The organism is Kushneria sp. AK178 (assembly GCF_053903105.1).
On the sequence record NZ_CP096381.1, the window covers coordinates 2,100,334 to 2,127,032 of the forward strand.

At 62.1% G+C, this 26,699-nt stretch carries 21 protein-coding genes; 10 read left to right on the forward strand and 11 right to left on the reverse strand.

What is annotated here, in order from left to right:
• Window positions 1–90: 90 nt before the first annotated feature.
• Together M1D97_RS09535 and M1D97_RS09540 are read right to left on the reverse strand one after the other, a co-directional pair.
• A complete protein-coding gene (locus tag M1D97_RS09535) occupies window positions 91–2,424 on the reverse strand; it encodes an ATP-dependent DNA helicase (RefSeq protein ID WP_456267509.1) in 2,334 nt (777 codons plus the stop codon).
• Window positions 2,421–4,139 carry a VRR-NUC domain-containing protein gene (locus tag M1D97_RS09540; RefSeq protein WP_456267510.1) on the reverse strand — a complete coding sequence of 573 codons (1,719 nt, stop codon included), beginning with the start codon at window positions 4,137–4,139 and terminating at the stop codon, window positions 2,421–2,423. Before M1D97_RS09540 ends, M1D97_RS09535 begins: the two co-directional genes overlap by 4 nt.
• Before the next feature lie 120 nt (window positions 4,140–4,259).
• Between M1D97_RS09540 and M1D97_RS09545 the strand changes: the two genes are divergently transcribed.
• The 3 genes from M1D97_RS09545 to M1D97_RS09555 all read left to right on the forward strand — a co-directional run bounded on the left by M1D97_RS09545 (window position 4,260) and on the right by M1D97_RS09555 (window position 6,673).
• On the forward strand, window positions 4,260–5,060 hold the full coding sequence (locus tag M1D97_RS09545) for a transporter substrate-binding domain-containing protein (protein ID WP_456267511.1): 801 nt from the start codon (window positions 4,260–4,262) through the stop codon (window positions 5,058–5,060).
• 88 nt (window positions 5,061–5,148) lie between these two features.
• Window positions 5,149–6,267, forward strand: coding sequence for a succinylglutamate desuccinylase/aspartoacylase family protein (locus M1D97_RS09550; RefSeq protein ID WP_456267512.1), 1,119 nt, complete (start codon window positions 5,149–5,151; stop codon window positions 6,265–6,267).
• 154 nt (window positions 6,268–6,421) lie between these two features.
• Window positions 6,422–6,673, forward strand: a complete 252-nt coding sequence (locus M1D97_RS09555; protein WP_456267513.1) for a CsbD family protein — start codon at window positions 6,422–6,424, stop codon at window positions 6,671–6,673.
• 228 nt (window positions 6,674–6,901) lie between these two features.
• Here M1D97_RS09555 and hda read toward each other — a convergent pair whose 3' ends face one another.
• Window positions 6,902–7,603 (reverse strand): DnaA regulatory inactivator Hda, encoded by a 702-nt coding sequence (gene hda / locus M1D97_RS09560; RefSeq protein WP_456267514.1) that lies wholly within the window; start codon window positions 7,601–7,603, stop codon window positions 6,902–6,904.
• 203 nt (window positions 7,604–7,806) lie between these two features.
• Here hda and purM point away from each other — a divergent pair, with 203 nt between their 5' ends.
• The 5 genes from purM to M1D97_RS09585 all read left to right on the forward strand — a co-directional run bounded on the left by purM (window position 7,807) and on the right by M1D97_RS09585 (window position 12,459).
• Complete coding sequence (gene purM / locus M1D97_RS09565) at window positions 7,807–8,874, forward strand: phosphoribosylformylglycinamidine cyclo-ligase (RefSeq protein ID WP_456267515.1); 1,068 nt, start codon at window positions 7,807–7,809, stop codon at window positions 8,872–8,874.
• A gap of 16 nt (window positions 8,875–8,890) precedes the next feature.
• Window positions 8,891–9,607 (forward strand): phosphoribosylglycinamide formyltransferase, encoded by a 717-nt coding sequence (gene purN, locus M1D97_RS09570; protein ID WP_456267516.1) that lies wholly within the window; start codon window positions 8,891–8,893, stop codon window positions 9,605–9,607.
• A gap of 224 nt (window positions 9,608–9,831) precedes the next feature.
• On the forward strand, window positions 9,832–11,013 hold the full coding sequence (locus tag M1D97_RS09575) for a Na/Pi symporter (protein ID WP_456267517.1): 1,182 nt from the start codon (window positions 9,832–9,834) through the stop codon (window positions 11,011–11,013).
• Window positions 11,014–11,017: 4 nt separating this feature from the next.
• Window positions 11,018–11,254, forward strand: a complete 237-nt coding sequence (locus M1D97_RS09580; protein WP_456267518.1) for a hypothetical protein — start codon at window positions 11,018–11,020, stop codon at window positions 11,252–11,254.
• A gap of 125 nt (window positions 11,255–11,379) precedes the next feature.
• Window positions 11,380–12,459, forward strand: coding sequence for an aldo/keto reductase (locus tag M1D97_RS09585; protein WP_456267519.1), 1,080 nt, complete (start codon window positions 11,380–11,382; stop codon window positions 12,457–12,459).
• 162 nt (window positions 12,460–12,621) lie between these two features.
• On the opposite strand, the gene ykgO is transcribed toward M1D97_RS09585, so the two are convergent.
• From ykgO to gyrA, 7 genes are all read right to left on the reverse strand, one after another.
• Window positions 12,622–12,765 (reverse strand): type B 50S ribosomal protein L36, encoded by a 144-nt coding sequence (gene ykgO / locus M1D97_RS09590; RefSeq protein ID WP_086901426.1) that lies wholly within the window; start codon window positions 12,763–12,765, stop codon window positions 12,622–12,624.
• Between the two features lie 147 nt (window positions 12,766–12,912).
• The gene (gene rpsA / locus M1D97_RS09595; protein WP_456267520.1) at window positions 12,913–14,589 is read right to left on the reverse strand and encodes a 30S ribosomal protein S1; all 1,677 of its coding nucleotides are present in this window, start codon (window positions 14,587–14,589) and stop codon (window positions 12,913–12,915) included.
• 182 nt (window positions 14,590–14,771) lie between these two features.
• Window positions 14,772–15,467, reverse strand: coding sequence for a (d)CMP kinase (gene cmk / locus M1D97_RS09600; RefSeq protein ID WP_456267521.1), 696 nt, complete (start codon window positions 15,465–15,467; stop codon window positions 14,772–14,774).
• Window positions 15,464–17,713, reverse strand: a complete 2,250-nt coding sequence (locus tag M1D97_RS09605; RefSeq protein WP_456267522.1) for a bifunctional prephenate dehydrogenase/3-phosphoshikimate 1-carboxyvinyltransferase — start codon at window positions 17,711–17,713, stop codon at window positions 15,464–15,466. Before M1D97_RS09605 ends, cmk begins: the two co-directional genes overlap by 4 nt.
• The gene (pheA, locus tag M1D97_RS09610; RefSeq protein WP_456267523.1) at window positions 17,710–18,828 is read right to left on the reverse strand and encodes a prephenate dehydratase; all 1,119 of its coding nucleotides are present in this window, start codon (window positions 18,826–18,828) and stop codon (window positions 17,710–17,712) included. Before pheA ends, M1D97_RS09605 begins: the two co-directional genes overlap by 4 nt.
• Before the next feature lie 5 nt (window positions 18,829–18,833).
• On the reverse strand, window positions 18,834–19,913 hold the full coding sequence (serC, locus tag M1D97_RS09615; RefSeq protein ID WP_456267524.1) for a 3-phosphoserine/phosphohydroxythreonine transaminase: 1,080 nt from the start codon (window positions 19,911–19,913) through the stop codon (window positions 18,834–18,836).
• A 65-nt stretch (window positions 19,914–19,978) separates the two neighbouring features.
• Window positions 19,979–22,678 carry a DNA gyrase subunit A gene (gyrA, locus tag M1D97_RS09620; protein ID WP_456267525.1) on the reverse strand — a complete coding sequence of 900 codons (2,700 nt, stop codon included), beginning with the start codon at window positions 22,676–22,678 and terminating at the stop codon, window positions 19,979–19,981.
• Window positions 22,679–23,026: 348 nt separating this feature from the next.
• On the opposite strand from gyrA, the gene M1D97_RS09625 reads away from it, so the two are divergent.
• Window positions 23,027–23,959, forward strand: a complete 933-nt coding sequence (locus tag M1D97_RS09625; protein ID WP_456267526.1) for a recombination-associated protein RdgC — start codon at window positions 23,027–23,029, stop codon at window positions 23,957–23,959.
• A gap of 29 nt (window positions 23,960–23,988) precedes the next feature.
• Complete coding sequence (locus M1D97_RS09630; protein ID WP_456270203.1) at window positions 23,989–25,161, forward strand: 1-acyl-sn-glycerol-3-phosphate acyltransferase; 1,173 nt, start codon at window positions 23,989–23,991, stop codon at window positions 25,159–25,161.
• A 62-nt stretch (window positions 25,162–25,223) separates the two neighbouring features.
• Here the strand turns inward: M1D97_RS09630 and M1D97_RS09635 are convergent, their stop codons facing one another.
• Complete coding sequence (locus tag M1D97_RS09635; protein WP_456267527.1) at window positions 25,224–26,699, reverse strand: TrkH family potassium uptake protein; 1,476 nt, start codon at window positions 26,697–26,699, stop codon at window positions 25,224–25,226.

The window sequence follows — 26,699 nt, forward strand, 5'->3', positions numbered from 1 at the left end:
TTTTCGGGCAGACGCATGACGAACCGCAGCGACAGGCACAATGGCCCCTTAAGTGGGCCCCGGGAGCGCTCTTTTCAATGACGCCCCATGCTATCCGGCGACATCATCCGATCGACCGGGCGGCGGCAGCGTCCACCAGCGCGGCAGCAGTGACTGTATCTCGCCCCGCCGGAAACGATCATCGATGAGATGAATGACGCCCCGATCATCGGGGGAGCGAATCACGCGACCGGCGGCCTGCACCACGCGGGTAATGCCCGGATAGAGATAGGCGTAGCGATAGCCATCGCCGAACAGTGTCTCCATGCGCGTTTTCATCTGCTCGTTGACCGGATTGAACTGCGCAAGCCCCAGTGTCGCGATAAAGGCACCGATCAGCCGCTCCCCCGGGAGGTCGATGCCTTCGCCGAAAATGCCCCCCAGCACCGCAAAGCCGATGCCCTGCCCGTCCGGCGCAAACCGGGCCAGAAAGGCGTCACGCTCCGGCTCCAGCATACGCCGTGCCTGAGACCACTGCGGCACGTCGGGAGCATATTCGGCCAGCGCCTCGCTGACCTGCTCGAGATAGTCAAAGCTGCTGAAAAAAGCCAGATAGTTGCCGGGGCAACGGCGATACTGGCGCGCCATCAGTTCGGCGATGGGTCCGAGGGAGGCATGGCGGTCGCGATAGCGCGTCGAGACATGATCGGCCAGATGGATCTCGAGCTGCCCACCGGTAAAGGGCGAGGCCATCTCGAGCCAGGGCGTCGAGGCATCAAGCCCCAGCTGGTCGCGATAGTAGTGGCCCGGCGACAGCGTGGCGGAAAACAGGATGGCGGCATGGGCAGCTTCGAAACGCGCCGCCAGCAGCGGCGCCGGTACCACGTTGCGCAGCGACAGCGTGGCGCTTTTACCGCGCCGTTCGATATCAAACAGGTAGTGCTCACTGTCGCACTCACCGGCGAGCTCGGCGATACGCACGATCTGCATGGCATCAAACCACGCTTCCAGCAGCGCACTCTCCAGGGCAATGGGCGTCTCGACCATCAGATCACCGACCGCCGTGACGAACTGCGACAGCGCGTTGAAGAGCTTGCGCGGTGGCGCCTCCAGACACACGTAATCGCCCTCATGTTCCCGCAGCAGCGCCTTCCACTGGCGCCAGAGCCGATCCAGCGGCCGCTTGAGCGCCGCCGGGGCGTCGCGCCGGGCCGCGGCAAAACGGCCCTGATCAAACCCGGCGCCGTACATGGCACGTCCGCGCTCGACGAGATTGTGCGCTTCATCGACAAGGAGGCTGACCCGCCACTGGTGCTGCCGCGCCAGGGCGTAGAGCATGGCGCTGGTGTCGAACCAGTAATTGACGTCACCGATCACGACGTCGCACCAGTGCACCATCTCCTGACCGAGATAGTAGGGACAGACGCGATGGGCCAGGGCGATTGTTCGGAGCCCGGCATGGTCGAGCCAGCCCTTGTTCACTGCGGCCTGACGCGCCCCGGGCAGCCGATCGTAAAAGCCGCTCGCCAACGGACAGCTGTCGCCGTGACAGGCCAGCTCCGGATGCTCGCAGGCCCTGTCGCGGGCGATCAGCTCCAGCGTTCGCACCGCCGGGCTGTCCTGCGCGTCACCGGCATCCGCCATGCCCAGCGTGGTCAGCGCTTCCAGCGCCAGCCGGCGTCCGGTGGTACGGGCGGTCAGAAAAAACAGCCGATCGAGCTGCTGGCCCGGCATCGCCTTGAGCGCGGGAAACAGCGTGCCCAGCGTCTTGCCGATGCCGGTCGGTGCCTGCAGCAGCAGATCACGCCGGGTACTGATCGCCTTGTAAACGCTCTCGGCCAGCACACGCTGACCGGGTCGAAAATCGGCGTGCGGAAACTCGAGCTGCGAAAGTCGCCGCGCGCGCGCCGCCCCATGGGCCAGTTCCTGCTCGGCCCAGTCGATGAAGCGCTCGCACTGCGCGGTAAAGAACGCCTCCAGCGTGGAACGCGCCATCGTCTCCGCCAGCACGGTTTCACGCTGCTGCTCGATATCGAAATAGACCAGCGCCACTTCGAGACGCTCAAGCCCGCGCTGACGGCACATCAGTGCGGCGTAGACCTTCGCCTGCGCCCAGTGCAGCGCGCGCTGATTGGCCGGCATGGCATCGACGTCACCGCGGTGGGTCTTGACCTCCTCCAGCCGCTGGCGCACCGGGTCATAGCCATCGGCCCGGCCCCGCACAACCAGCGCGCCGTACCGACCTTCCAGCGTCACCTCAGGCTCGTAATCCTCGCCCCGACGCGATGCCACCACCTGATGACCGGCGATGCCCTGCTGCGCCGAGGGGGCCGGCGTAAAGCGCAGATCCAGATCGCCCGTGCGCGCGGTAAATTCACACAGCGCCCGTACCGCCACGCGATAGCGCGGCGCCTCATCCTCCGTGGTCACATGATCCGCGCTCACGTCCTGTCCTCATCACCCCAGCGCACATGACACACCGTGATCGGCATGTCGTGGCGGGCACAAAAGGCGATCCAGCGCTTTTGATTGTCCTGCAGCCGATCCCCTGGTCCCTTGACCTCGATCATCTCGTAGCGAAGCGTCCCTTCCGGAGCGTGGGGATAAAAGCGAATCAGATCCGGCATCCCGGTGCGATTGGCACGAACATCGGTCAGAAGCCGCTCGAACCAGGCGCGCAGATGCTCGGGCGGCAGGCACGCCAGCGCCAGGGCCAGCAGCTCGTCACTGAGCGCGCCCCAGTGCACGAAGGGCGACTGGATGCCCTGCTTCTCCCGGTAGCGCTGCCGGATGGTCTCGCGCCAGCTGCCCTCTTCCAGACGGGCCAGGCAGCGCTGGAAGTGCTGCTCGCGCTGCGGATAGAACTCCGGGCGCATCAGATCGGCCGGGCCGCTCTGAAACGGGTGGAAGAAGGCCCCCGGCAGCGGCGCAAAGATGGCCTCCCAGCACAGCAGCCCGAAAAGCGCGTTGATCAACGTGTTCTCGACAAAAAAGACCGGCGCCTCCGGTGATTCGAAATGCTCGCACACGGCGCGCTCCACCGAAGTACTGCGCGGCAGGATCAGATCACACCGCCTGACCGGCGCTTCCGCCTCGCTCGACGGTTTGGCCATGCCCAGGCCACGATGCAGTCGCGGCTGGATACGCGCCGCCTGCTGGCGCTCGGCCTCGCTGGTCGGCGACGCTTGTGCCGCAAGACACAGGGTCAGTGCCTGTTCATGCTCCCCGAGACGCTCCAGCACTCGAATACGGCGAACGCGCGCCTCCGCGTGGCCGCTGTGGCCGTAAAGCCCGGCGGCCCGCACCAGCTCGCCCTGTCGCTCGCAGTGGCGGGCAATGGCGTGGATCACCCGCCCCCGGCGCGCCTCCAGCCAGACACTGTCACCGATGTAGCCGGGCAGTGCCGCCAGCACCTCCTCGATGTCGTGCCCGGCGTCGAAGCGCTCTCGACAGTCATGGATCTGCCAGTAGCGCTCAAGATCCGCCCGGGACTGAAACGCCCGGGAATCCGGGGTGAAGGGCACCACCTCAAAGCGATAGATGCCCTGATCCGCCAGCACGAATTCGGAAAACTGCTGGCGCAGGTTGCCAAAAAACATCAGGCGCAGGCGTTCGCATACCGGCATGACGGTCAGGCGAACCACATCGGCGGCCATGGGCTGCCCTGCCGCAGCGTGCCACCCGTCGGATGTCAGCGGCTGTTCGAACACCGCCACAAGGACCTCCTTCAGCAGCGCCTTGCGATCGCGGGGTCTGGGCAGGTGGTCACGAAACATGGCCACCAGCTCATCGCGTGTGAAAAGATCGAAGAGCTGCTCCAGGCTCAGACACGGCCGGTCATCCACCAGCCCCTGCTCGACCAGCGGCGCCAGTGCCGCACCGACCTCGCCGATCTCGTCATAGCCGAGCCGGTCGCGGCGAAAGTGCTCGCCCTTGCGCATCACCATGCGAACGAGCAGCGCCTTCGACGCCACCGGCAGGGCCTGAAAGCGCACCATGAAGTCACGCTCGTCATCGTCGAGCAGGTCCGCATAGCGCTCACCGACCCAGGTCAGCACGTTGTCAAAGTTGACCAGGTAATAGCGCGGATCATTCAGAGAATCCGCAACATTTAAAAGCGGCGCGCCATGAGGCGCCGGGCAGGCAGAAGCACTGTTCATGTATCCATGTTATCAGCGGGCCAGGGCCGGTGGCGAGAGGTGTCGCAGGGCCTGTTGTGCGTTGTCATGGCAGGTATACACTCGGCACTCGTGTCGATGACGACCCCCCGATTCAGGACAATGAAAAGATTTTTGAGTGCCACCTGCATTGCCACGCTACTGATATCGGGTAGTGCCATGGCTCGCACGCCGGACGATGTCACACTGGCCATTGATGTTCCCTATGATCCCTTCGTATACCGAGCGCCCAATGGTCAGCTTGAAGGGTTCGAGATCGACCTGGGCAATGAACTCTGTCGGCGCGCCAAGCTCGAATGCAGCTGGGTCGAGCAGCCCTGGGATGGCATTATCCCGGGCCTGATGGCTCGCAAGTACGATGCCATTTTGTCTTCCATGGCGATTACGCCCGAGCGTGAACGCCAGGTGCTCTTTTCAATTCCCTATTACAACACCCCCAGTCTCTGGATCACGTCACGTGATCGCGATATCAGCATCGATGACCGTGACAGCCTCGAAGGCCTGAGTGTCGGCGTGCAGCGCGGCTCCATTCGCGATGTCTACGTCACCGAGATGTACGGTGATGTGCTCGACATACGCCGCTATGGCTCTTCCCGGGACGTTAAAAATGATCTTGAAGCCGGACGACTGGATCTGGCCTTTGAGGATTATCCGCTGGCCATCGAGAGTATCGACTTTCGAAATGAAGACAGTCCCTTCAAGCAGATCGGTCCTGAAATCAGTACTCCCGAACGCATTTTTGGCAGCGGCGCGGCGATGGCCTTCAGACCGCGTGACAAGGCATTGGCCGAGAAATTCAATCAGGCCATTCGTGACGTCTATGCTGATGGCACTTTTGACAGACTGATGCACCAGTACTTCGACTATGATCTGTCCATTCCATCGGACAGCCGCCAGCCCTGAGTGGACCGTGCGCAGCACTCCGCTTCGCGATACCGGGTGGCGCTCGGCGCCACCTGCATGACCTCACAAAAGCTCCCTGGACAATATCGTGCAACACCGTATTCATGAGCTCATGTCCGCCGTACCCGGTACTGCCACACAACTGCACAGCTTTCACTATGGCCCGCCGGACAGCGAACACAGCATCTATATCCAGAGCTCACTTCATGCCGATGAGCTGCCGGGCATGCTGGTGGCCTGGAAGCTCAAGCAGCGCATGGCCGAGCTTGAGGCCGCCGGTCTTCTACACGCGCGCGTCTGTATCGTGCCGGTCGCCAATCCGATCGGGCTGACCCAGCAGCTGATGGATGTCCCGCTGGGGCGTTATGAGCTGGAAACCCTGAAAAACTTCAATCGCCACTACCCGGACATGACAGCCGACATTGCCGAGGGGCTCGACGCCGCGCTGGGCGAGAGTGAAAACGACAATGCCCGTATTATCCGGACACGCTTTCTGGCAGCACTTGACGCCAGAACGCCGGCCAACACTCTCGAGTCACTGCAGCTGACCCTACAACGCCTGGCGTGCCAGGCCGACTACGTGCTGGACCTGCACTGCGATTTCAACGCCGTCGAACATCTGTACACCACGCCGGCCGCCTGGCCGACGTTCGAGCCACTGGCGCGTTATTTCGGCTCTCGTGCCAGCATGCTGGCGACGGACTCCGGGGGCCAGTCCTTTGATGAGTGCTTTACGCTGGTCTGGGAGCAGCTACGCGAACATCTGGGCGATCGTTTTCCGATCGGTTATGGCACACAGTCCATTACTCTGGAGCTGCGTGGGCAGGATGATGTCGACCATGGGCTGGCCGACCATGACAGCAATGCCATTGTGCACTGGATGATGCAGCTTGGTCTTGCGCATGGCGAGCCCCCTGAACTGCCGGCGCTGCTTTTCCCTCCCACGCCTCTGTCGGCCATGGAATTTCTGACCGCTCCCGAAGGTGGCCTGCTGGTCTTTCATGTTGCAGCGGGAGACCGGGTTGCAAATGGCCAATTGGTGGCGGAAGTCATCGACCCCATTCGCGATGTGGCACATGAAGTACGCGCGACACAGGACGGCATGATCTATGCCAGAAGCCAGCGACGCATGGCCACCGCCGGCATGATTGTGGCGGATCTGGCCGGACACGACAGCCGCCGTAGCGGCTATCTTCTGGCGCCCTGACACCGGGGTGCGCGTCGCCCATGGATGGCTCCGACGTGCTGCCTTCATGTGACAATTTTGTTGTGCCGAAATGCAGATAATGCTGGCGTAACTGCCAACATGAGATAGATTTAAGAAAGTACAAGCTTTATTCACCCATCGGAGTCAGGACACCATGTTCAAGAACCAGATTGAAGGCGAAACCAAAAACGCGGTAGGCAAGGCGCAGGAAGCCTATGGTGACTTTACCGATGATAACGAGCATCGCTCCGAAGGCAGGCTGCGCAGCGCCGCAGGCCAGGTGCAGTCCCAGTATGGCGAAGTCGTCGACAGCGCTCGTGAATTCACAGTCAAGCAGCCGGTAGGCGCACTGGCCGTGGCAGCCACCGTCGGTTTTGTACTGGGTGCGCTGATCACACGTCGTTAAGCACTGATCGGTACGACAGATATCAAAAAACCGGCTCCCGTGAGAGCCGGTTTTTTGTGTCCGTACGCCCGAAGCGGCGGAATAACACACTTGTGGTGTTGTGCAGGCCATAAAAAACCGCCCGGGGAAAGGGGCGGTGAACAGGAAACCAGAAGTGTTGACAGGAAGTATAGATCACCTCATCCGAACTGCCAGTTTTCCGGATACCGATTGACCGGCGCAGACCCTTTACCAGTCCAGCGCCTGCTTGACAAAGGGGATGGTCAACCGGCGCTGTGCAGAGAGCGAGGCGCGATCAAGGCGCGTCAGCAGTGCCAGCATGTCGCCCAGCCGGCGCGGACCGCGATGCAGCATGTAGCGGGCGACTTCATCGGGAAGCTGCATGCCGCGCTGATGCGCGCGCAGGCGCAGCACTTCCAGCCGGTCCTGATCGCTCAGCGGCTGTAGATGAAAGGTCATTCCCCACCCCAGTCGCGAGGCCAGATCCGGCAGCACGACAGGCAGCGCCCGGGGCGAGGCTTGAGCGGCAATGACCAGGCGACAGTTGGCGTCCCGAAGACGGTTGAAGCAGTGGAAAAGCGCTTCTTCCCAGCGCTTGCGGCCGATCACGCGCTCGAGATCGTCGATGGCGATCAGATCCAGCGTCTCAAGGTCCTCGAGCATGTGTGGCGGAAAGTGCCCCAGGTCATTCAGCGGCAGATACAGCGCTCTGGCCCCCCGGTCGCTCGCCTCCAGACAGGCCGCCTGAAGCAGATGGGTCCGCCCGCTGCCGGAAGGCCCCCAGAGATAGACAAACTGCTCGCCGCTGTCATCGAGCTGTTGGCGCAGATGGGCCACAAGGCCTGCATTGGCACCGGGCCAGAAGCTGGCAAACGTGGCGTCGTCACGCACACCGACGCCTAGCGGAAGCTGTAGGGTATCCGGACTCATTACGGCGTCCATGCTCAAAACAAGAGGAGTGACGGACACATTATCATGAACCCGGCGATTCGGGGCAGCCTGTCAATCCCCGGTCATCGCGGTCTGTCGTTGCGATGCGATTGACCATGGCCGATGGTACAATGCCGCCCTTCTTGAATATCGCTCTGGCCCCGGCCGGAACCCCGTCTCATTTTCAGTGACAGGACCCCAACATGACCGAGCCGTCGTCTCGTGAATCCCTTTCCTACAAGGATGCCGGTGTCGATATCGATGCCGGTAATGCGCTGGTCGAGCGCATCAAGCATGTCGCCAAAAGTACAATGCGACCGGAAGTGATGGGCGGGCTCGGCGGTTTTGGCGCGCTCTGCGAGCTGCCCAGCGGTTATCGTGAACCGGTGCTGGTCTCGGGGACCGATGGCGTCGGCACCAAGCTGAGACTGGCCATGGAGCTGGGGCGTCATGACACCATCGGTATCGATCTGGTGGCCATGTGCGTCAATGACCTGGTCGTGGCCGGGGCCGAGCCCCTGTTCTTTCTCGACTACTACGCCACCGGCAAGCTCAATGTCGAGATGGCAGCGGATGTGGTCACGGGAATCGGCGAGGGGTGCCGTCAGGCAGGCTGTGCGCTGGTCGGCGGCGAAACGGCGGAAATGCCGGGCATGTATGAAGGCTCTGACTATGATCTGGCCGGCTTTTGTGTCGGTATCGTCGAGAAATCGGAGATCCTTGATGGCACCCGGGTCGGCGAAGGTGACGTGGTGCTGGGGCTGGCGTCCAGTGGGCCGCATTCCAATGGCTATTCGCTGGTTCGCCGCATCCTCGAGCGCAGCGACATCTCGCCCGATACCCGGCTGGAGGACGGCCAGACCCTGCGCGAGGCACTGATGGCGCCGACGCGGATCTACGTCAAGTCGCTGCTGGCCATGCTTCATGACAGCGATATCGCCGTGCACGCCCTGTCTCACATCACCGGCGGCGGTCTGCTCGAGAATATCCCCCGCGTGCTGCCGCCGCATACCTGCGTTCACATCGATACACAGGCCTGGCCCCGCCCGGCGGTATTCGACTGGCTGCAGCGCGAGGGCAACATCGACGACACCGAGATGCATCGCGTCCTCAACTGCGGCATCGGCATGGTGGTCGTCGTCCCCGCCGCTCAGGCCGATCAGGCCGAGACCTTTCTGGAAAGCACGGGCGAAACCGTTTACCGACTGGGACATGTCACTCGCTCGGATGAGTCGCAGCCGAGCGTGACGCTCGACAACGCACGCCCGTAACCAGGCAGGAATTTTCATGTCCGATACCGACACCACCGAGCAGGAAGACCAGTTCGAACAGCCCGACCGCCAGCGGCTGGTGGTCCTGATCTCGGGCAGCGGCAGCAATCTGCAGGCGCTGATCGATGCCGAAGCCCACGATGAGCTGGGCGGCGAGATTGCCGCTGTCATCTCCAATCGCGGCGACGCCTACGGGCTGGTACGTGCCCGGGAAGCCGGCATTCCTGCCGTGGTACTCCCTCATCACGAGTACGACTCCCGGGACGCCTTCGACGCGGCCCTGGTCAAGGTCATCGACCGGCACGCGCCGGATCTGGTCGTACTGGCCGGATTCATGCGCATCCTGACGCCGGCCCTTGTACGACGCTATTACGGTCGCATGCTTAACATCCACCCCTCGCTGCTGCCGGCGTATCGCGGTCTGGATACGCATGCCCGGGCGCTTGCCGATAACGCCCGGGAGCATGGCGCCAGCGTGCACTTCGTCACCGATGAGCTCGACGGCGGCCCGGTGGTGGTCCAGGCCGCAGTCGATGTCATGACTGAGGATGATGAAGCGACGCTGGCAGAGCGGGTGCTCACGCGAGAGCATGTGATCTATCCGATGACGGTGCGCTGGTTCTTGCAGGGTCGTCTGAAGCTGACACAGGAGGGCCCGCGCCTGGACAGCCATCCGCTGCCTGCGAACGGCCTGCGGCTGTCTCCCGACGACGTTACCGAAGAAGACCTTTAACACCGGCCGCCCCCCTGTTTGATGATCGCCGGCACCCTGTATTGATGCCGGCGATCCATCCCCCCTCTTCCGTCCTCTCTTTTTCTGCTCCCCTTTCAACTGCGATACGCCCCGGTCGCTTCAAAATGGGCGCCTCGTCACATCATTGTCATCAATGGGCCCTCATGCTGAGCGGGATCGGGTCACACAGTGAGCACGCTTGACTGCCCAACGAGGAAAGGACGATGGCCGAAGCAACAGGCAAAACGGTGGATCAGTCCGCCGATGACCGGGGAGACAGTGCGCCGCGTAGCGAACGAATCAGACAGTGGCTGACGCTTTTCCTGCTGATTTACTGTCTTGTCTGCGCGGTATCCATCATTGGCGATGGCTTCAGTACAGCGACGGGCGATCACGCCGAGCAGCTTTTCAATTTTGCCACCAACCCCTTCGTGGGGCTGATGGTGGGCATCATGGCCACGTCGCTGATTCAATCCTCCTCGACGGTAACTTCCATTATTGTGGCCATGGTCGCGGGCGGCCTGCCCGTGGGCATTGCGGTGCCGATGGTGATGGGAGCGAACATCGGCACCACCATGACGAATACCCTGGTCAGCCTCGGACACGTGCGTCACAGGGACGAATTTCGTCGCGCCTTTGCCGCAGCCACTGTGCATGATTTCTTCAACTTTCTGGCGGTCGTCATTCTCCTGCCTCTGGAGATACTCTTCAGCCCTCTGGAACGGCTGGCCGAGCAAGTAGCCGTGTTGTTCTACGGCGATGCCGACCTGTCCATCGACAATGCCAACCTGATCGGTATGGCCACCGACCCCGTCACCGGCATGGTCGACAATCTTGCCTCGATACTGCCGACCGTTTTGAGCGGTATCGTGATGATTGCGCTGGGGATCGCGGCGATCTTTCTGGCCATCCGCTACATTGGCAAGCTGCTCAGGAAGCTGATGGTCGGGCGCGCCAGGCGCATCATGAATGGCGCCATAGGCCGCGGCCCGGTGGCCGGGGTCACCTCCGGTGCGCTGGTCACCCTTCTGGTGCAGTCCTCCTCCACCACCACCAGTCTGATGGTGCCGCTGGCGGGGTCGGGAACCTTCAGCCTGAAGCAGATCTATCCGTTCACGATCGGCAGCAACATTGGTACCACCTTTACCGCGCTACTGGCCGCCACGGCGATCAGCGGCGCCAACGCCACGCTGGCGCTGGAGATTGCTCTGGTGCATCTCTTTTTCAATCTGCTGGCCATGCTGGTCATTGGCGGCCTGCCATTTTTACGACTGCTGCCCGTCAAGGGCGCTCTGCGGCTGGGTGAACTGGCCGCGGAGCGCAAGGTACTGGCAGCCGCCTGGGTCATGGGCGCGTTCATTGCGCTGCCTGCTGCCCTGATTGCCATCACTGCCGTGACAGGATAGTGCCATGAGTATCGAACATCGCATTGAGACGACATCAACGGCCGAGCTCGAAGCCATGCTCAATGAGTCCGCCGAGCTGATAGAAGAGATCAGGGCCGAACTCGCGACGCGGGAGGCTCAAAGGCGCGAGCTGGAGTCGGTGGATACGCTCATCCATGAAGCCCGTCCCAGACTTCAGGAGATTCGAGGCTTTTGCGCGCTGGTGCTCGACGAACTGCGCGAGCGTCATCGGGATCGATAACCTGCAACCTCGGTGTCTTCTTTCGGGTCAATGATTCATGACTTGCCGCTCTGGTCCGATCTGCCAGGCTTGTGCCTCGACCAATCACTCGATGGTCTTGTTCGGAAAACAGGGAAGCTTTCAACATGAAATATCGTCCGCTTGGCAACTCCGGCCTGCTGGTATCCGAAATCGTGCTGGGCACCGTGCCCTTTGGTGGCAGCGGTGGCTTCGAGAAGGCGGCCAGCGTTGATATCGATGGCGCGCGACGCCAGTTCGACATGGCCCTGGATGCCGGCGTCAATCTGATCGATACGGCCGATCTCTACTCCATGGGCGAAGCCGAAGAGCTGGTGGGTCGCGCGCTTGGTGACAAGCGCAACGACATCATCCTTGCCTCCAAGGCGCGCAGCCCGATGGGCAACAATCCCAATCACAGCGGCTTTTCACGCTATCATCTGATCAATGCCTGTGAGGCAAGCCTCAAGCGTTTGGGCACCGATCATATCGATCTCTATCAGATGCATAACTGGGATGGCGTGACGCCCGTCGAAGAGATGCTCTACGCCCTCGATCATCTGATCCAGAGCGGCAAGATTCGCTACTATGGCACGTCCAACTTTACCGGCTGGCAGATGATGAAAACCATCGGCAAGGCCGAGCTGCATAATCTGGCACAGCCGATCAGCCAGCAGATCTACTACACGCCCGAGGCACGCGAGGCCGAATACGAGCTGATGCCGCTGGCCATCGATCAGAACGTTGGAACTCTGGTCTGGGGCCCGCTGGGGGAAGGCGTTTTCAACGGCAAGCTGCGTCGCGGCCAGAAGGCGCCGGAAGGCACCCGTCAGGGCAACGACTGGCCCGAGCCCTATATCCATGATATGGAACGCGCCTATGACATCATCGAGCTTCTGGCCGAGATCGGCGACAAGCACAACGCCTCGATCCCGCGTACCTGCCTGGCCTGGCTCAAGGATCGTCCGGGCGTGACCTCCCTGATCATCGGGGCACGCAATGAAGAGCACCTCAGGGATGATCTGGCCGCCGCCGAGATGACGCTGGATCAGGAAGATATCGATCGTATCGAAGCGGCCACGCGCCCGGCGCCCCAGTATCCATACTGGCACCGGGTCGTGGCCGGCATGGATCGCATCGACAAGGCGGAACAGCCCTTTATCGACAACTACCGAAAGACCATCGACAACCGTAACGATCAGCGGTGATGGTTGGTATCACGGCGCCATGACATCCGACAGGCCCATCCCCGGGATGGGCCTTTTTTATGAACGCTTGTGCAGCACCACGACATGAAAAGGCCCCCAATGAAGAATCATCGGGGGCCTTTCGCGTTCGATACCCGAGGGTATCCCGTCATGCCTGTGGCATTAACGCTTGGGCTTCGGACGGCCCTGAACGGCCTTGAAGCGCGGGTTGGACTTGCAGATGACGTAAACGCGACCGCGGCGCTTGACGACCTGGCAATCCTTGTGGCGAGTCTTGGCTGACTTGAGTGAGCTGACGACCTGCATGTTACCTCCGTCTCCCTGAGTGATCAGGGGCGATTGAATCCGTGATTTCAACACTGTCGCCAGCCGGTCCGGCCCTGCTGACGACAGCATCATTCATGTATCTGAACACACTTCGGCGGCCATCCAGCGATGGCCACCCGCGTGCTATCAGTCCTGATTCATCTGCTGCTTGATCAGATCACCGATAGTGGTCGGACCGGAAGTATCGGTCTCCTGCTCACGCATGTTGCGCATGTTCTGACGCGTCTCGTCCTGATCCTTGGCGCGGATGGACAGGTTGATGACGCGGTTCTTGCGATCGACGCCAACGATGCGCGCTTCGACGCTATCGCCTTCGCTGATCACGGTGCGTGCGTCTTCAACGCGATCAGTGCTGATCTCGGAGGCCTTGAGCACGGCAATCACGTCGGTTGCCAGTTCAACATAGGCTTCACGAGCGTCAACTTCCGTGACACGACCGGAGACCATGGCGCCCTTGTCGTTGACGGCCAGGTACTCGGACATCGGGTCGCTTTCCAGCTGCTTGATGCCCAGCGAGATGCGCTCGCGCTCCGGATCGATCGACAGGATAACCGCTTCGGCCTCTTCGCCCTTGCGATAGCGGCGAACGGCTTCTTCACCGGTCTCGTTCCAGGAGATGTCGGAGAGGTGCACCAGACCATCAATGCTGCCTTCCAGCCCGATGAAGATACCGAAGTCGGTGATCGACTTGATGGTACCGGAGACACGATCGCCCTTGGCAAAGCGCGAGCTGAAGTCTTCCCACGGGTTGGAAGTGCACTGCTTGATGCCCAGCGAGATACGACGACGCTCTTCGTCGATATCCAGCACCATGACCTGAACATCATCACCAACCTGGACGACCTTGGAGGGATGAATGTTCTTGTTGGTCCAGTCCATTTCGGAGACGTGAACCAGGCCTTCAACACCCTCTTCCAGCTCGGCAAAGCAGCCGTAGTCGGTCAGGTTGGTCACGCGTGCGTTGACCTTGGTGCCTTCGGGATAGCGGTTCTTGATGTTGACCCACGGATCCTCGCCCAGCTGCTTCAGGCCCAGCGACACGCGGTTGCGCTCGCGGTCGAACTTCAGCACCTTGACGTTGATCTCATCACCCACGGCCACGATTTCGCTCGGATGCTTGATGCGCTTCCAGGCCATGTCGGTGATGTGAAGCAGACCGTCAACACCGCCGAGATCGACGAAGGCGCCGTAATCGGTCAGGTTCTTGACGATACCATTGATCTGCTGGCCTTCCTGCAGTGTCGCGAGCAGCGCTTCGCGCTCGGCACTGTTTTCGGCTTCCAGCACGGCACGACGGGAAACAACAACGTTGTTGCGCTTCGGGTCGAGCTTGATGACCTTGAAGTCGAGTTCCTTGTTTTCCAGGTGCGCGGTGTCGCGAACCGGACGAACGTCGACGAGCGAGCCCGGCAGGAAGGCACGGATGGAATTGACATCGACGGTGAAACCGCCCTTGACCTTTCCGTTGATCACGCCCTTGACGACTTCGTTTTCCTCGAAGGCTGCTTCCAGCTCCTTCCAGGCTTCGGCACGCTTGGCCTTCTCGCGAGACAGGCGCGTCTCGCCAAAGCCATCTTCAACGGCTTCCAGCGCAACCTTGACTTCATCGCCGACACCGATGGTCAGTTCACCGTTATCGCTACGAAACTGTGCCGCAGGGATCTGCCCTTCGGACTTCAGCCCGGCATTAACAGTGATCCAGTCACCTTCAATGTCCACCACGGTCGCCATGACAATGGCACCGGGTTCCATGTTGATGTCCTGAAGAGACTGTTCAAACAGTTCTGCAAAGCTTTCGCTCATGGTATTCCTATAGTGATCAACGAAAAGCGACCAGGACGGTCGCATTCTCCACGCCACCAGCAAGCGCGGGCCAATGACAAACTCCCCGGGGACGTTAACGCTGGTTAGACGTGGCAGGGTTTACAGGTGTTGACCGCTGCCACCCCATGACGTCTTGCCGGGGCCTCCGGAAACTCAGGCGCTCATTGCGGGCCTTTCAAACCACGCCGGGAGAGAAGCGCTTCAATGCGTGCCACGACATCCGGGATCGAAAGCTCGGTCGTGTCGATGGTGACGGCATCCTCGGCGGGCCTCAATGGCGCCACCGCCCGTTGCGTGTCACGCGCGTCCCGAGCCTCTATCTCCTTTAAAAGGCTCGAAAGGCTAGCATGATGGCCCGCTTCACGCAACTGATCAAAGCGTCTGCGCGCGCGCTCCTCGGCACTGGCCGTCAGAAACACCTTGAGCGGCGCGTCGGGAAACACCACGGTGCCCATGTCACGACCGTCGGCCACCAGGCCCGGCGGCGTGGCGAAATCACGCTGACGTGCCAGAAGCGCTTCGCGCACGACCTGAATGGCGGCCACCTGCGAGGCCAGACCGCCTACGTGTTCATTGCGGATGTCGGTGCTGACGTCCTCGCCTTCCAGCATGATGCGCGTATGCTCGCCTTCGCTGATGAACACGACATCCAGCTCCCGCGCGATGGCTTCAAGGGCCGACATATCCGTCATGTCGACACCGCGACGCTCGGCAGCCAGTGCCGTGAGGCGATACAGGGCACCGGAATCGAGCAGGTGCCAGTCAAGCTGTCGGGCGACCAGCCGGCTGATGGTGCCCTTGCCGGCGCCCCCCGGCCCGTCGATGGCGATCACCGCCGTGGCTGTATGCTGAGTCATGCGCCCTCCGGGACAACCTCGATCTGCATGCCGACCTCACGGGCCAGCGCAGGAAAATCGGGAAACGACGTGGCGACGTTGGCGCAGTCACGAATGGTGATATCACCTTCGGCGCGCAGGGCCGCTACCGCAAAGGCCATGGCGATACGATGATCGCCCAGGCTTTCGACCTCGCCGCCCTGATAGCGGCCGCCCACGATGTCGATGCCATCCTCGACCACGGTATTGACCACCCCCAGCACCTCCAGACCGTCCGCCATGGCCTTGATGCGATCCGATTCCTTGACCCGCAGCTCCAGCGCATCGCGCAGGCGTGTCGTACCGCGGGCATTGGCGGCGGCAATAAAGAGGACCGGGAATTCATCGATGGCCAGCGGTACCTGATCCACCGGAATATCGATACCGTGCAGCTCGGCGTAACGCACGCGCAGATCGGCCACCGGCTCCCCGCTGACCCTGCGCTCGTTGAGCAGCTCGATACTGGCGCCCATCCCGCGAAGGATATTGATGACACCGATACGCGTGGGATTGATGCCAACATGCTCGAGCGTCAGATCCGCGCCGGGCGTAATGGACGCCGCCACCAGGAAAAAGGCCGCCGACGAGATGTCTGCCGGTACATCCACGAACCCGCCCGAGAGGCTGCCACCTCCTTCGATATGAGCCACATCCTCGTGACGGGCCACCGGATAGCCAAAGGCTGTCAGCATGCGCTCGGTGTGATCCCGCGTGGGAGCCGGCTCGCGCACCCGGGTGTCGCCGGTGGCATACATGCCGGCCAGCAGCAGACAGGACTTGACCTGGGCGCTGGCCATGGGAAGGTCGTAATCGATACCGGCCAGCCGCTGCCCGCCGCGGATGGTCAGCGGCGGCCGGCCGCCTTCACCGGTATCGATCACGGCTCCCATCAGACGCAGCGGATCCGCCACGCGCCCCATCGGACGACGATTGAGCGAGGCATCACCGGTCAGGGTCACATCAAAGGCCTGGCCGGCCATGAGCCCGGCAAACAGACGCATGCTGGTACCGGAATTGCCCAGATACAGCGGCCCCTGCGGCTGTTTCAGGCCATGAAGGCCGACGCCGTGGATGACCACGCGACCGGCCTGCGGGCCCTCGATCGCCACGCCCATTTCACGAAAGGCCTGCAGCGTGGCCAGGCTGTCCTCGCCTTCGAGAAATCCTTCCACGGTGGTCACACCCTCGGCCAGCGCGCCCAGCATGATGGAGCGATGCGACATCGACTTGTCACCGGGCACGCGAATACTGCCCCGCACCTGCCCGCCGGCGCTCGCACGGTACACAACGTTTCTGGTTTCCATGGCCTGATAGCTCTTCTGGCTGAGTAATCTGTCAAAATAGTGTCGCGCGTGGCTGGCGCGGGAAAAGATGCCCAGCATGGCGTCCCCGTCGCTGTCCACCACGGCGGCGCGAAGCTCGCTGATCCCGGCTTCGAACTCGGCAAGCGCCTCGAGAACGGCCGCCCGGTTGGCCAGATAGATATCGCGCCACATGACCGGATCGCTGCCGGCGATACGGGTAAAGTCACGAAAGCCGCCGGCGGCGTAGCGAAAGATATCAAGCCGATCATCCTGACGCGCCAGCGTATTCACCAGTGAAAAGGCCAGCAGATGCGGCAGATGGCTGGTACGCGCCAGCACTTCATCATGGCGCTCGACCGTCAGGCGCTCGATATGGGCGCCGCAAAGGCGCCACAGACCTTCGATCCGACGCAGCGCGTCGGGGTCGGTATCGGCATCGGGGGTGAGAATGACACGGTGGCGCTGATAGAGCGTCGGGTTGGCCGCCTCGACGCCGCTCTTTTCGGCACCGGCAATGGGATGCCCCAGCACCAGCCAGCTCGGCACCTCGCCCAGGGCCGCCTGAATCTGATCGCGGATGGCCGACTTGGTACTGCCGACATCGGTCACCACCTGACCGGGTTGGCGCAGCCGGCTCAGCTGGGCCATGACCGGTGCAATGGCCATGACCGGCACGGCCAGCACGATCAGCGAGACGCGCGGCAGAAAGGTCGCCGGATCCGCGCCGCCGTCATCGATCAGTGCCATGCGTCGCCCCAGCGCGACCTCGTTGGGATTGAGATCCACGCCATAGCAGCGCCCCGCATAGCCGGCCTCGCGCAGGGCCGCCAGCAGCGAGCCGCCGATCAGCCCCAGACCGATCACCAGAATGCCGGGCTCTTCCGACAGGACGGTCGACGTCTTCGCAGTGCCCGGCTCGCTCAAAGCACACCCACCGGATACGAGCCCAGCACGCGCACATCGGCAGCGCGCAGCCGCACTTCTTCCAGCGCGGCCTGAACCCGCGGCTCTTCCTGATGCCCCTTGAAATCGATGAAAAAGACATAGTTCCAGAGACCGTGGCGCGAGGGCCGGCTCTCCAGGCGTGTCATGTCAACATGATGACGATGGAAGGGCTCCAGCAGATCGTGCAGGGCGCCGGGCTGGTTGCGCATGGCGGCCACCAGCGACGTCTTGTCCTCACCGCTTTGCGGCACGTCGTGATTGCCGATGATCAGAAAGCGCGTCGAATTGTCCGGCATGTCCTCGATCTTTTCCTCGAGGCGCTCGAGATCATAGAGCCGCGCCGCCATGTCACCGGCGATGGCGGCAGTATGCCATTCGCTCTTGACCCGCCGCGCCGCTTCAGCGTTGGAGGACACGGCCACACGTTCGGCATGCGGATAGTGGGCATCCAGCCACTTGCGACACTGCGCCAGCGACTGTGAGTGGGAGTAGATGCGCGACACCTTGTCCCGCTGGGTGTTGCTGCCCACCAGCAGGTGGTGGTGGATACGCAGTACCACCTCACCGCAGATCCGCAACGAGGTGTCCATGAAGGAGTCGAGCGTATGGTTGACCACGCCCTCGGTCGAGTTCTCGACCGGCACGACACCGTAATGGGCCGCGCCCGCCTCGACTTCGCGAAAGACCTCATCGATGGCCGGCAGCGGCGTGCAGATGGCGCTGTCCCCGAAATGCTTGAGCGCGGCCTGCTGGGTAAAGGTGCCTTCCGGCCCGAGATAGGCGGCGCGCACCGGCTTTTCCAGCGCCAGACAGGCCGACATGATCTCACGGAACAGACGCGCCATCTCCTCGCCGGGCAGCGGCCCCTTGTTGAGGGCCATGATGCGCTTGAGCACCTGAGCCTCACGCTCGGGCCGGTAAAACAGTGTCTCCGGGTCCTCGGTCAGTTTGACGTGCGCGACCTGCTGGGCACAGGCCGCCCGCTCGCTGATCAGATCGAGAATCTGCTGATCCAGCGAATCGATGCGGTCCCGCAGGGCGCCAAGGTCCACGTCCTGACCGCTGTTGTCATGAGATGAAGGGTGATCCGTCATGGGCTCTATCCGTAGCGACGCTCGAAATCCTGCATGAAGGTTACCAGTCGATCAACGCCCTCTTCCGGCATGGCGTTGTAAAGGCTGGCACGCATACCGCCCACACTGCGATGCCCCTTGAGTGTCAGAAGACCGGCGGCCTCGGACTCGTCAAGGAAGGTCTGGTTGAGCGACTCATCATGAAGCACAAAGGGTACGTTGGTCAGCGAGCGGTTGGCCGTTGCGATCGGGTTGGAATAGAAACCGCTGCTGTCGATGGCGTCGTAGAGTTTTTGTGCCTTGCGGCGGTTGACCTTTTCGATCGCGTCGACCCCACCCTGGCCCTTGAGCCATTCAAACACCAGCCCCGATAGATACCAGGCATAGGTGGCCGGCGTGTTGAGCATTGAACCGTTATCGGCAAACGCTTTCCAGTTCAGCATGGAGGGTGTTTCACGGCGGGCGCGATCCAGCAGGTCGTTGCGTACGATCACGATGACGATACCGGCCGGACCGATGTTTTTCTGCGCCCCGGCATAGATCACGCCGAATTTCGACACATCCACCGAACGCGACAGGATCGAGGAGGACATGTCACAGACCAGCGGCGCGTCGACCTGCGGTACGTAATCCATCTGAAGCCCGCCGATGGTCTCGTTATCGCAGTAGTGCAGATAGGCGGCGTCCTCTGACAGCGTCAGCGCTTCCTGACCGGGCACGGCGGTATAGCCGTTGCTCTCGGCCGACGCCACCAGATGCGCCTCGCTCAGATGCCGGCCCTCCTTCAGCGCCTTCTGCGACCAGATACCGGTGTCCAGATAGTTGCCGCGACCGCCCTGTCCCAGCAGATTGAACGGCACACATCCGAACTGCTGCGTGGCACCGCCCTGCATGAACAGCACGCTGTAATTGTCCGGCACCTGCATCAGTTCACGCAGATTGGCCTCGGCCCGCTCGGCCACGGCAATGAAGGCCTTGCTGCGATGACTCATCTCCATGACGGAAAGACCGCGCCCCTCGAAATCGAGCATCTCATTGCGCGCGCGCTCAAGCACGGCGGTAGGCAGCGTGGCGGGGCCGGAACAGAAATTGAAATGTCGGGTCATGTCAGGTCTCGACGGGCTTGAAAAATAACGGCGCCCCTCCATGAAAGGCGCCGGTGGTGCGGGCTCTAGCGGGCCGGATCGGCATCGCCGTCATCGGTGGCATCCGGCGATGTCGCGGTCTCTCCGGCCGCTGCCTCCTTTTCCTCGACGAGCGCTTCATCGTCCTGCTCCAGCTCGTCAAGGCGCACGGTGGAAACCAGGCTTTCGCCCTTGACGGTCCGGATCAGGGTGACGCCCTGGGTGTTGCGCGAACTGATGGAGACCTCATTGACGCGGGTACGCACCAGGGTACCGCGATCGGAGATCATCATCATCTCGTCGCTCTCCCCGACCTGGATGGCCGCCACCAGCGGCCCATTGCGGGAAGTGGTCTGCATGGCAATCACGCCCTGGCCGCCACGTCCGCGCAGCGGGAACTCCTCGAGCCGGGTCCGCTTGCCATAGCCGTTCATCGAGGCCGTGAGGATATAGGACTGCCCTTCACTGACCTGACTGTCCTCGACTTCGCTTTCGTCATCCGCGCTGTCATCGATGGTGGTCGTGCTGGGGATGATCAGACTGATGATCCGGGCATCATTCTGCAGACGCATGCCGCGCACGCCGCGCGCCGTACGGCCCATGGCACGCACGTCATTTTCGTCAAAGCGGATCGCCTTGCCGTTGGAGGACAGCAGGATGGCGTGATCGCTGCCGGACGTGATGGCGGCACCTACCAGACGGTCGCCTTCGTCAAGATCCAGCGCAATGAGACCGGCACTGCGCGGACGCGAGAACTGATCCAGGGTCGTGCGCTTGACCGTTCCGTTGGCCGTGGCGAAGAAGATGTAGCTGTCGTCGCGATACTCCTTGACCGGCAGGATCGCCGTAATCCACTCGCCCTCGTCCAGCGACAACAGATTGACCAGCGGCCGACCACGCGACCCGCGTGAGGCCTGCGGTATTTCATAGACCTTGAGCCAGTAGACCTTGCCGCGGTCGGAGAAGAGCAGCACCGTGTCGTGGGTCGAGGCCACCAGCAGGTGCTCGATGACATCCTCATCCTTCATGGTGGTCGCCGATTTGCCACGCCCGCCGCGCTTTTGCGCCTGATAGTCGGACAGCGGCTGGGTCTTGGCATAGCCGCTTCTGGACATGGTGACCACCATGTCCTCGGCCGCGATCAGATCTTCCATCGTCAGATCACGACGGCTGTTCTGAATCTCGGTGCGGCGCTCATCGCGATACTGATCGCGTACCGCCTCCAGCTCCTCGCGAATCACCTCCATCAGACGATCGGCCGAGGCCAGGATGCGATTCAGCTCGGCGATGGTATCGAGGATGCCCTTGTACTCATCGAGCAGCTTCTCGGTCTCGAGACCGGTCAGGCGGTGCAGACGCAGTTCCAGAATGGCCTGCGCCTGAGCGGCGGAGAGCTGATAGCGGCTGCGCTCCTCCGAAAGCCCGCAGTGCTCTTCGAGATCGTCGGGCTTGCAGGAGGTCGCGCCGGCGCGATCCAGCATGTCGATGACCTGCCCCGGCGCCCAGTCGCGCGCGATCAGCTTCTCCTTCGCCTCGGCCGCATTGGGCGAGGCCTTGATCAGCTCGATCACTTCATCGATGTTGGAAATGGCGACCGTCAGGCCTTCAAGAATGTGGCCGCGCTCCTTCGCCTTTTTCAGCTCATAAAGCGTACGGCGGGTCACCACTTCCCGGCGGTGACGAACGAAGGCTTCCAGCAGCTGCTTGAGATTGAGCGTCTTGGGCTGGCCGCCCTCCAGCGCCACCACATTGATGCCGAACACGGTCTCGAGCTGGGTCTGGGAAAAGAGGTTATTGACCACCACATCGCCGGACTCGCCGCGACGGGTCTCGATGACCACGCGCAGGCCGTCCTTGTCGGACTCGTCGCGCAGCTCGGCGATGCCCTCGATGCGCTTTTCCTTGACCAGCTCGGCGATCTTTTCGATCAGACGCGCCTTGTTGACCTGATAGGGCAGCTCGGTCACGACGATATGATCGCGTCCGGTGCGCTCATCGTGCTCGATGGTGTGACGGGCACGAATGTAGACCCGCCCGCGGCCGGTGCGATAGGCATCCAGAATGCCGGCACGGCCGTTGATGATGCCGGCCGTCGGGAAATCCGGACCGGGAATGTATTCCATCAGCTCATCAACGCTGAGCGTGTGGTCATCGATCAGCGCCAGACAGCCGTCGATGACCTCGCTCATGTTATGCGGTGGTACGTTGGTGGCCATGCCCACGGCGATGCCGGAGGCGCCGTTGACCAGCAGATTGGGCACACGCGTTGGCAGCACCTCGGGGATACGCTCGGTGCCGTCGTAGTTGTCGACCCAGTCGACCGTATCCTTTTCCAGATCCGAGAGCAGCTCATGCGACAGTCGCGCCATGCGAACTTCGGTGTAACGCATGGCCGCGGCGCTGTCGCCGTCGATCGAGCCGAAGTTGCCCTGCCCATCCACCAGCATGTAGCGCATGGAGAAGTCCTGGGCCATGCGCACGATGGTGTCATACACGGCGCTGTCGCCGTGCGGGTGGTACTTACCGATGACATCACCCACGACACGTGCCGATTTCAGATAGGACTTGTTCCAGTCGTTGCGCAGTTCATGCATGGCATACAGCACGCGGCGGTGTACCGGCTTGAGTCCGTCCCTGACATCAGGGAGCGCTCGACCGATGATGACACTCATCGCGTAATCGAGGTACGACTGCTTCAGCTCGTCCTCGATATTGACTGGCAGAATCTCTCTGGCGATCTCACCCATGGGTCGTCAAATCCTGGTCCTGTTCAAGAAGCCCTGCTGCCTGAACCACCCGGCCGCAGGGGCCATGGGCATTCAGGCACAAACACCCGTAATGCAATCACGACGCACACATGATCGCGCACGAATGATCCAATTGGTTGGTGCATATTATACCACAGCCCCACCGCGCTCCGGCAGACAGTGATGCAATCCAGAGGCAATTCGGCTGCCTGCCGATGAGGGCGCTGTCATGCCCGTCAATGACAATTGCCCTTGTCGGATAGTCCAGGAGTATGCCGTCAGGACATGCCAGCGCTGGCACCCGCGCCCGCCATTCGACATAATGTGCGCCTTCAAGGAAAGGACGCTATGTGGTTCAAGCATTTACAACTCTATCGCCTGCTCGATGAACAGGCACAGGACTGGTCACTGGATCAGCTCGCCCGTGCCCTCGACACCTGGCGCTTTGCACCGGTCACCGACACCCAGGCGCGTCGTGTGGGCTGGGCGGCGCCCGCCGGACGTCATCATGATCAGCTGGTGCACGAAGTCCAGGGCCATCGCCTGATGACACTGCTGCGTCAGGAGCGGCTGTTGCCCAACGCCGTGGTCAAGGAAACGCTCGACGAGCGTGTCGAGGCCCTGACCGCCCAGCAGGGCTATCCTCCCGGCCGACGCGACAAGCTGGCACTCAAGGAGCGTATCGTCGAGGAGCTGCTGCCCCGCGCCTTCACCCGCACTACCCGCACGGATCTCTGGTGGGACACCCGGCGCAACCTGATCGGGATCAACGCCTCGAGCGCCAAACGCGCCGAGGAGGTCCTCGATGTGCTGCGGGAATCGCTGGGTTCGCTCAAGGTCATTCCGCTGGCGCCACAGACACCGGCCGGACGCACCATGACCACCTGGCTGACCGACCCGGGCTCCCGGCCGGAAGGCGTGGTACTGGGCGATCAGATCGAACTGCGTGCCAAGGGCGATGACGGTATCCTGCGCGCCCGCAGCATCGACCCGGACGGTGACGAGGTCCGCATGTCGCTGGATGTGGGCCGTCAGGCCAGCAAGCTGGCACTGACCATCGAGGAGCAGATGTCGCTGGTACTGCAGGAGGACATGGCGATCAAGTCCATTCGCTTTGCCGATGCCGTGCTCAAGGAGATCGACGATACCGACAGCGATGACAATCCCGTCATGCAGATGGAGACCGAGTTTGCGCTCATGGCCCATGTGCTGGGAGAGACGGCCGAGCGGCTGATGCAGTGGCTGGGCGGCGAAGCGACAACGGCCCCTGCAGCCCCATGAACCCAACGTCTGACGAGCCGGAACACGAGATGACCGCCTCCCCCGAAGCGCTACCGCCCGTGGACGACTTCGAGGCCATACGTCCCTACAACGATGATGAAGTGGTGGACACGCTGGCACGCCTGGTCCGCAACGACGAATTCATTGACACCATCACGCGCTATCGCCTGCCGAAACTGGCCCGTGTGGCGCCCCGTGTCGCGCGCGCTCTGGCACGCCATGGACTCAGGCGCGCCGTGCGCGGCATCCACTCTGTCAGCGACTTTCAGGATCATATCGCGCATTACATGGCGCGCATGATCCAGAACACGACGGACACGTTCACGGTGGAAGGGCTTGAGCATCTGGATCAGCAAAGTGCCCATCTCTTTGTCGGCAACCACCGCGATATCGCCCTCGACCCGGCCTTCGTCAACTACGCACTTTATCACAGCGGACGCTCCACGGTGCGCATCGCCATCGGTGACAACCTGCTGCAAAAGCCCTATGTGACCGATCTCATGCGGCTCAACAAAAGCTTTATCGTGCCCCGCTCGGCACGGGGCAAGCGGGCCATGGTGGCGGCCTATCAGCAGCTCTCCAACTACATCCGTCATTCGATCATCGATGACAACCACCCGATCTGGCTCGCCCAGCGCGAAGGGCGGGCCAAAAACGGCGTGGATCGCACCGACAGCGCCATTATCAAGATGCTGGGCATGGCCCGACGCATGAAGGACAAGGACGCCTCGGTCAACGACACGATCGCCGAGCTGCGTATCGTGCCCGTCTCCATCAGCTACGAGTTCGATCCCTGTGATCAGCAGAAGGCGCGCGAGCTCAAGGCGCGCAACGATGGCGTGGCGTATGAAAAGATCGCCTACGAGGACATCCTCTCCATCGCTGCCGGCATCACCGGTTACAAGGGCCGCGTCAGGCTGGTCTTCGGCCCCCCGCTTGAAGCCGGTTACGACAGCTACGACAGCGCCGCCCGGGAGATCGATCGCCAGGTGTTGAGCCACTACACGCTCTTTCCCAGCCATTATCTGGCGCTGGAAGCTACCGGCCATGCCCCCGAGCTGGTGGATGACAGCGCCATTACGTCGGCGGACCGTCAGGCCTTCAACGAGCGACTTGAACAGGTCCCAGAAGAGCTTCGCCCCTGGTGGCTGTGTCAGTATGCCAATCCCGTGCTCAATCGCGCCGGGCGTGACCCTCTTTAATCCCTCCCGCTAAAGCTTCGACGCTCCTGCTGCCCGCCGTCACGGCGGCAGCAGGAGCGGGGCTATTTACGCCAGAAGGTCGGCGTGAGCAGTACCAGCACGGTCAGGATTTCCAGACGTCCCATCAGCATGCCGATGCTCAGCATCCATTTGGCCGCATCGGGCAATGGGGCAAAGTTGCCGGCAGGACCGATCACCTCGCCGATGCCGGGGCCAACATTGGCCACCGCCGTGGCAGCACCGGACAGCGCCGTCACCAGATCCAGCCCCATCAGCGACAGACCCAGCGCCAGTACTGCCACGGTAAAGAAAAAGAAAAAGGAGAAGGCGATAACGCCGCGTATCTGATCCTCGGTCAGCACGCGTCCGTTATAGCGCTGCACGAAGACCCCGTTGGCATGCACCAGATAACGTAGCTGATTGACCAGCATGATCAGCCCTATCTGAAAGCGGAACACCTTCATGCCACCGCTGGTCGACCCCGAACAGCCGCCCACAAAGATCAGATAGAAAAAGGCCGCCGCCGACAGGGGCCCCCAGGCCGTATAGTCATCGGTAGCATAGCCGGTGGTCGTGACCACGGAGACCACGTTGAACGCCACCTGCGTGAGCGCATCGAAAAACGCCATGCCGCGCACCGTCCGATAGAGCGTCAGCAGTGAAATGACCACCACCAGCAGTGCCAGCAGCCCTCTTACCTGCTGATCCTTCCAGAGCACGCCCGAGCGTTCGCGCGCCATGCGAATGTAGAGCACAAAGGGCAGCGCCCCGGTGAGCATGGAGAGAATGCTCAGCCAGAGAATCACCGGGTTGTCCGCGTACTGTCCGAAGGAGGCGTCATAGTTGGCAAAGCCGCCGGTGGCCACCGAGGTCATGCCGTGCACCACCGCATCCAGCGGCAGCATGCCCGCCAGCCAGTAGCTGACAATCGAGACGATCGTGAAACCGACATAGACCAGCCCGATCGCCTTGGCGACCGTGCCGGCCCGGGGCAGTACCTTGTCCGACCAGTCGGAGGATTCGGTCTGGAAAAGCCGCATGCCGCCGACCCGCAGAAACGGCAGAACGGCGATGGCCATCACGATAATCCCGACCCCGCCCACCCACTGCAGCAGACCGCGCCAGAGCTTGAGGCCGTCGGAGAGGTGCTCGATGCCGATCAGCACGGTCGCCCCGGTTGTGGTGATGGCCGATACCGACTCGAACACTGCATCGGCCATCGACATACGCGGCGCACCAAACTGCATGGGCAGGCTGGAAAAAGCCGACATCACCACCCAGCTGGAGGTGGTCAGGATAAACATCTGCCGGGGACGCAGCTCGATCTGCACGCCCCAGGTCAGCAGGATCACCGATACGGCCGTACCAAAGGTCACCATGAAGGCCCACAGAAACGGCCACATCTGCCCGTCGCGCTCCAGCATCAACAGCACCAGCGGGATCAGCATGAACAGCGACAGGACCAGCAGCAGCATGGCCAGAATACGTAGAACGGGGCCCATACCGGCCGGGTTACGGAAAAGCGGCAGACGCAGCAT

Coding starts and splice junctions, on each gene's coding strand:
- M1D97_RS09585 (WP_456267519.1), top strand. CDS start 11,380: ATGAAATATCGTCCGCTTGGCAACTCCGGCCTGCTGGTATCCGAAATC.
- ykgO (WP_086901426.1), bottom strand. CDS start 12,765: ATGCAGGTCGTCAGCTCACTCAAGTCAGCCAAGACTCGCCACAAGGAT.
- M1D97_RS09625 (WP_456267526.1), top strand. CDS start 23,027: ATGTGGTTCAAGCATTTACAACTCTATCGCCTGCTCGATGAACAGGCA.
- serC (WP_456267524.1), bottom strand. CDS start 19,913: ATGACCCGACATTTCAATTTCTGTTCCGGCCCCGCCACGCTGCCTACC.
- purN (WP_456267516.1), top strand. CDS start 8,891: ATGTCCGATACCGACACCACCGAGCAGGAAGACCAGTTCGAACAGCCC.
- rpsA (WP_456267520.1), bottom strand. CDS start 14,589: ATGAGCGAAAGCTTTGCAGAACTGTTTGAACAGTCTCTTCAGGACATC.
- M1D97_RS09635 (WP_456267527.1), bottom strand. CDS start 26,699: ATGCTGCGTCTGCCGCTTTTCCGTAACCCGGCCGGTATGGGCCCCGTT.
- pheA (WP_456267523.1), bottom strand. CDS start 18,828: ATGACGGATCACCCTTCATCTCATGACAACAGCGGTCAGGACGTGGAC.
- M1D97_RS09575 (WP_456267517.1), top strand. CDS start 9,832: ATGGCCGAAGCAACAGGCAAAACGGTGGATCAGTCCGCCGATGACCGG.
- cmk (WP_456267521.1), bottom strand. CDS start 15,467: ATGACTCAGCATACAGCCACGGCGGTGATCGCCATCGACGGGCCGGGG.
- M1D97_RS09545 (WP_456267511.1), top strand. CDS start 4,260: ATGAAAAGATTTTTGAGTGCCACCTGCATTGCCACGCTACTGATATCG.
- M1D97_RS09580 (WP_456267518.1), top strand. CDS start 11,018: ATGAGTATCGAACATCGCATTGAGACGACATCAACGGCCGAGCTCGAA.
- gyrA (WP_456267525.1), bottom strand. CDS start 22,678: ATGGGTGAGATCGCCAGAGAGATTCTGCCAGTCAATATCGAGGACGAG.
- M1D97_RS09630 (WP_456270203.1), top strand. CDS start 23,989: ATGACCGCCTCCCCCGAAGCGCTACCGCCCGTGGACGACTTCGAGGCC.
- purM (WP_456267515.1), top strand. CDS start 7,807: ATGACCGAGCCGTCGTCTCGTGAATCCCTTTCCTACAAGGATGCCGGT.
- hda (WP_456267514.1), bottom strand. CDS start 7,603: ATGAGTCCGGATACCCTACAGCTTCCGCTAGGCGTCGGTGTGCGTGAC.
- M1D97_RS09540 (WP_456267510.1), bottom strand. CDS start 4,139: ATGAACAGTGCTTCTGCCTGCCCGGCGCCTCATGGCGCGCCGCTTTTA.
- M1D97_RS09555 (WP_456267513.1), top strand. CDS start 6,422: ATGTTCAAGAACCAGATTGAAGGCGAAACCAAAAACGCGGTAGGCAAG.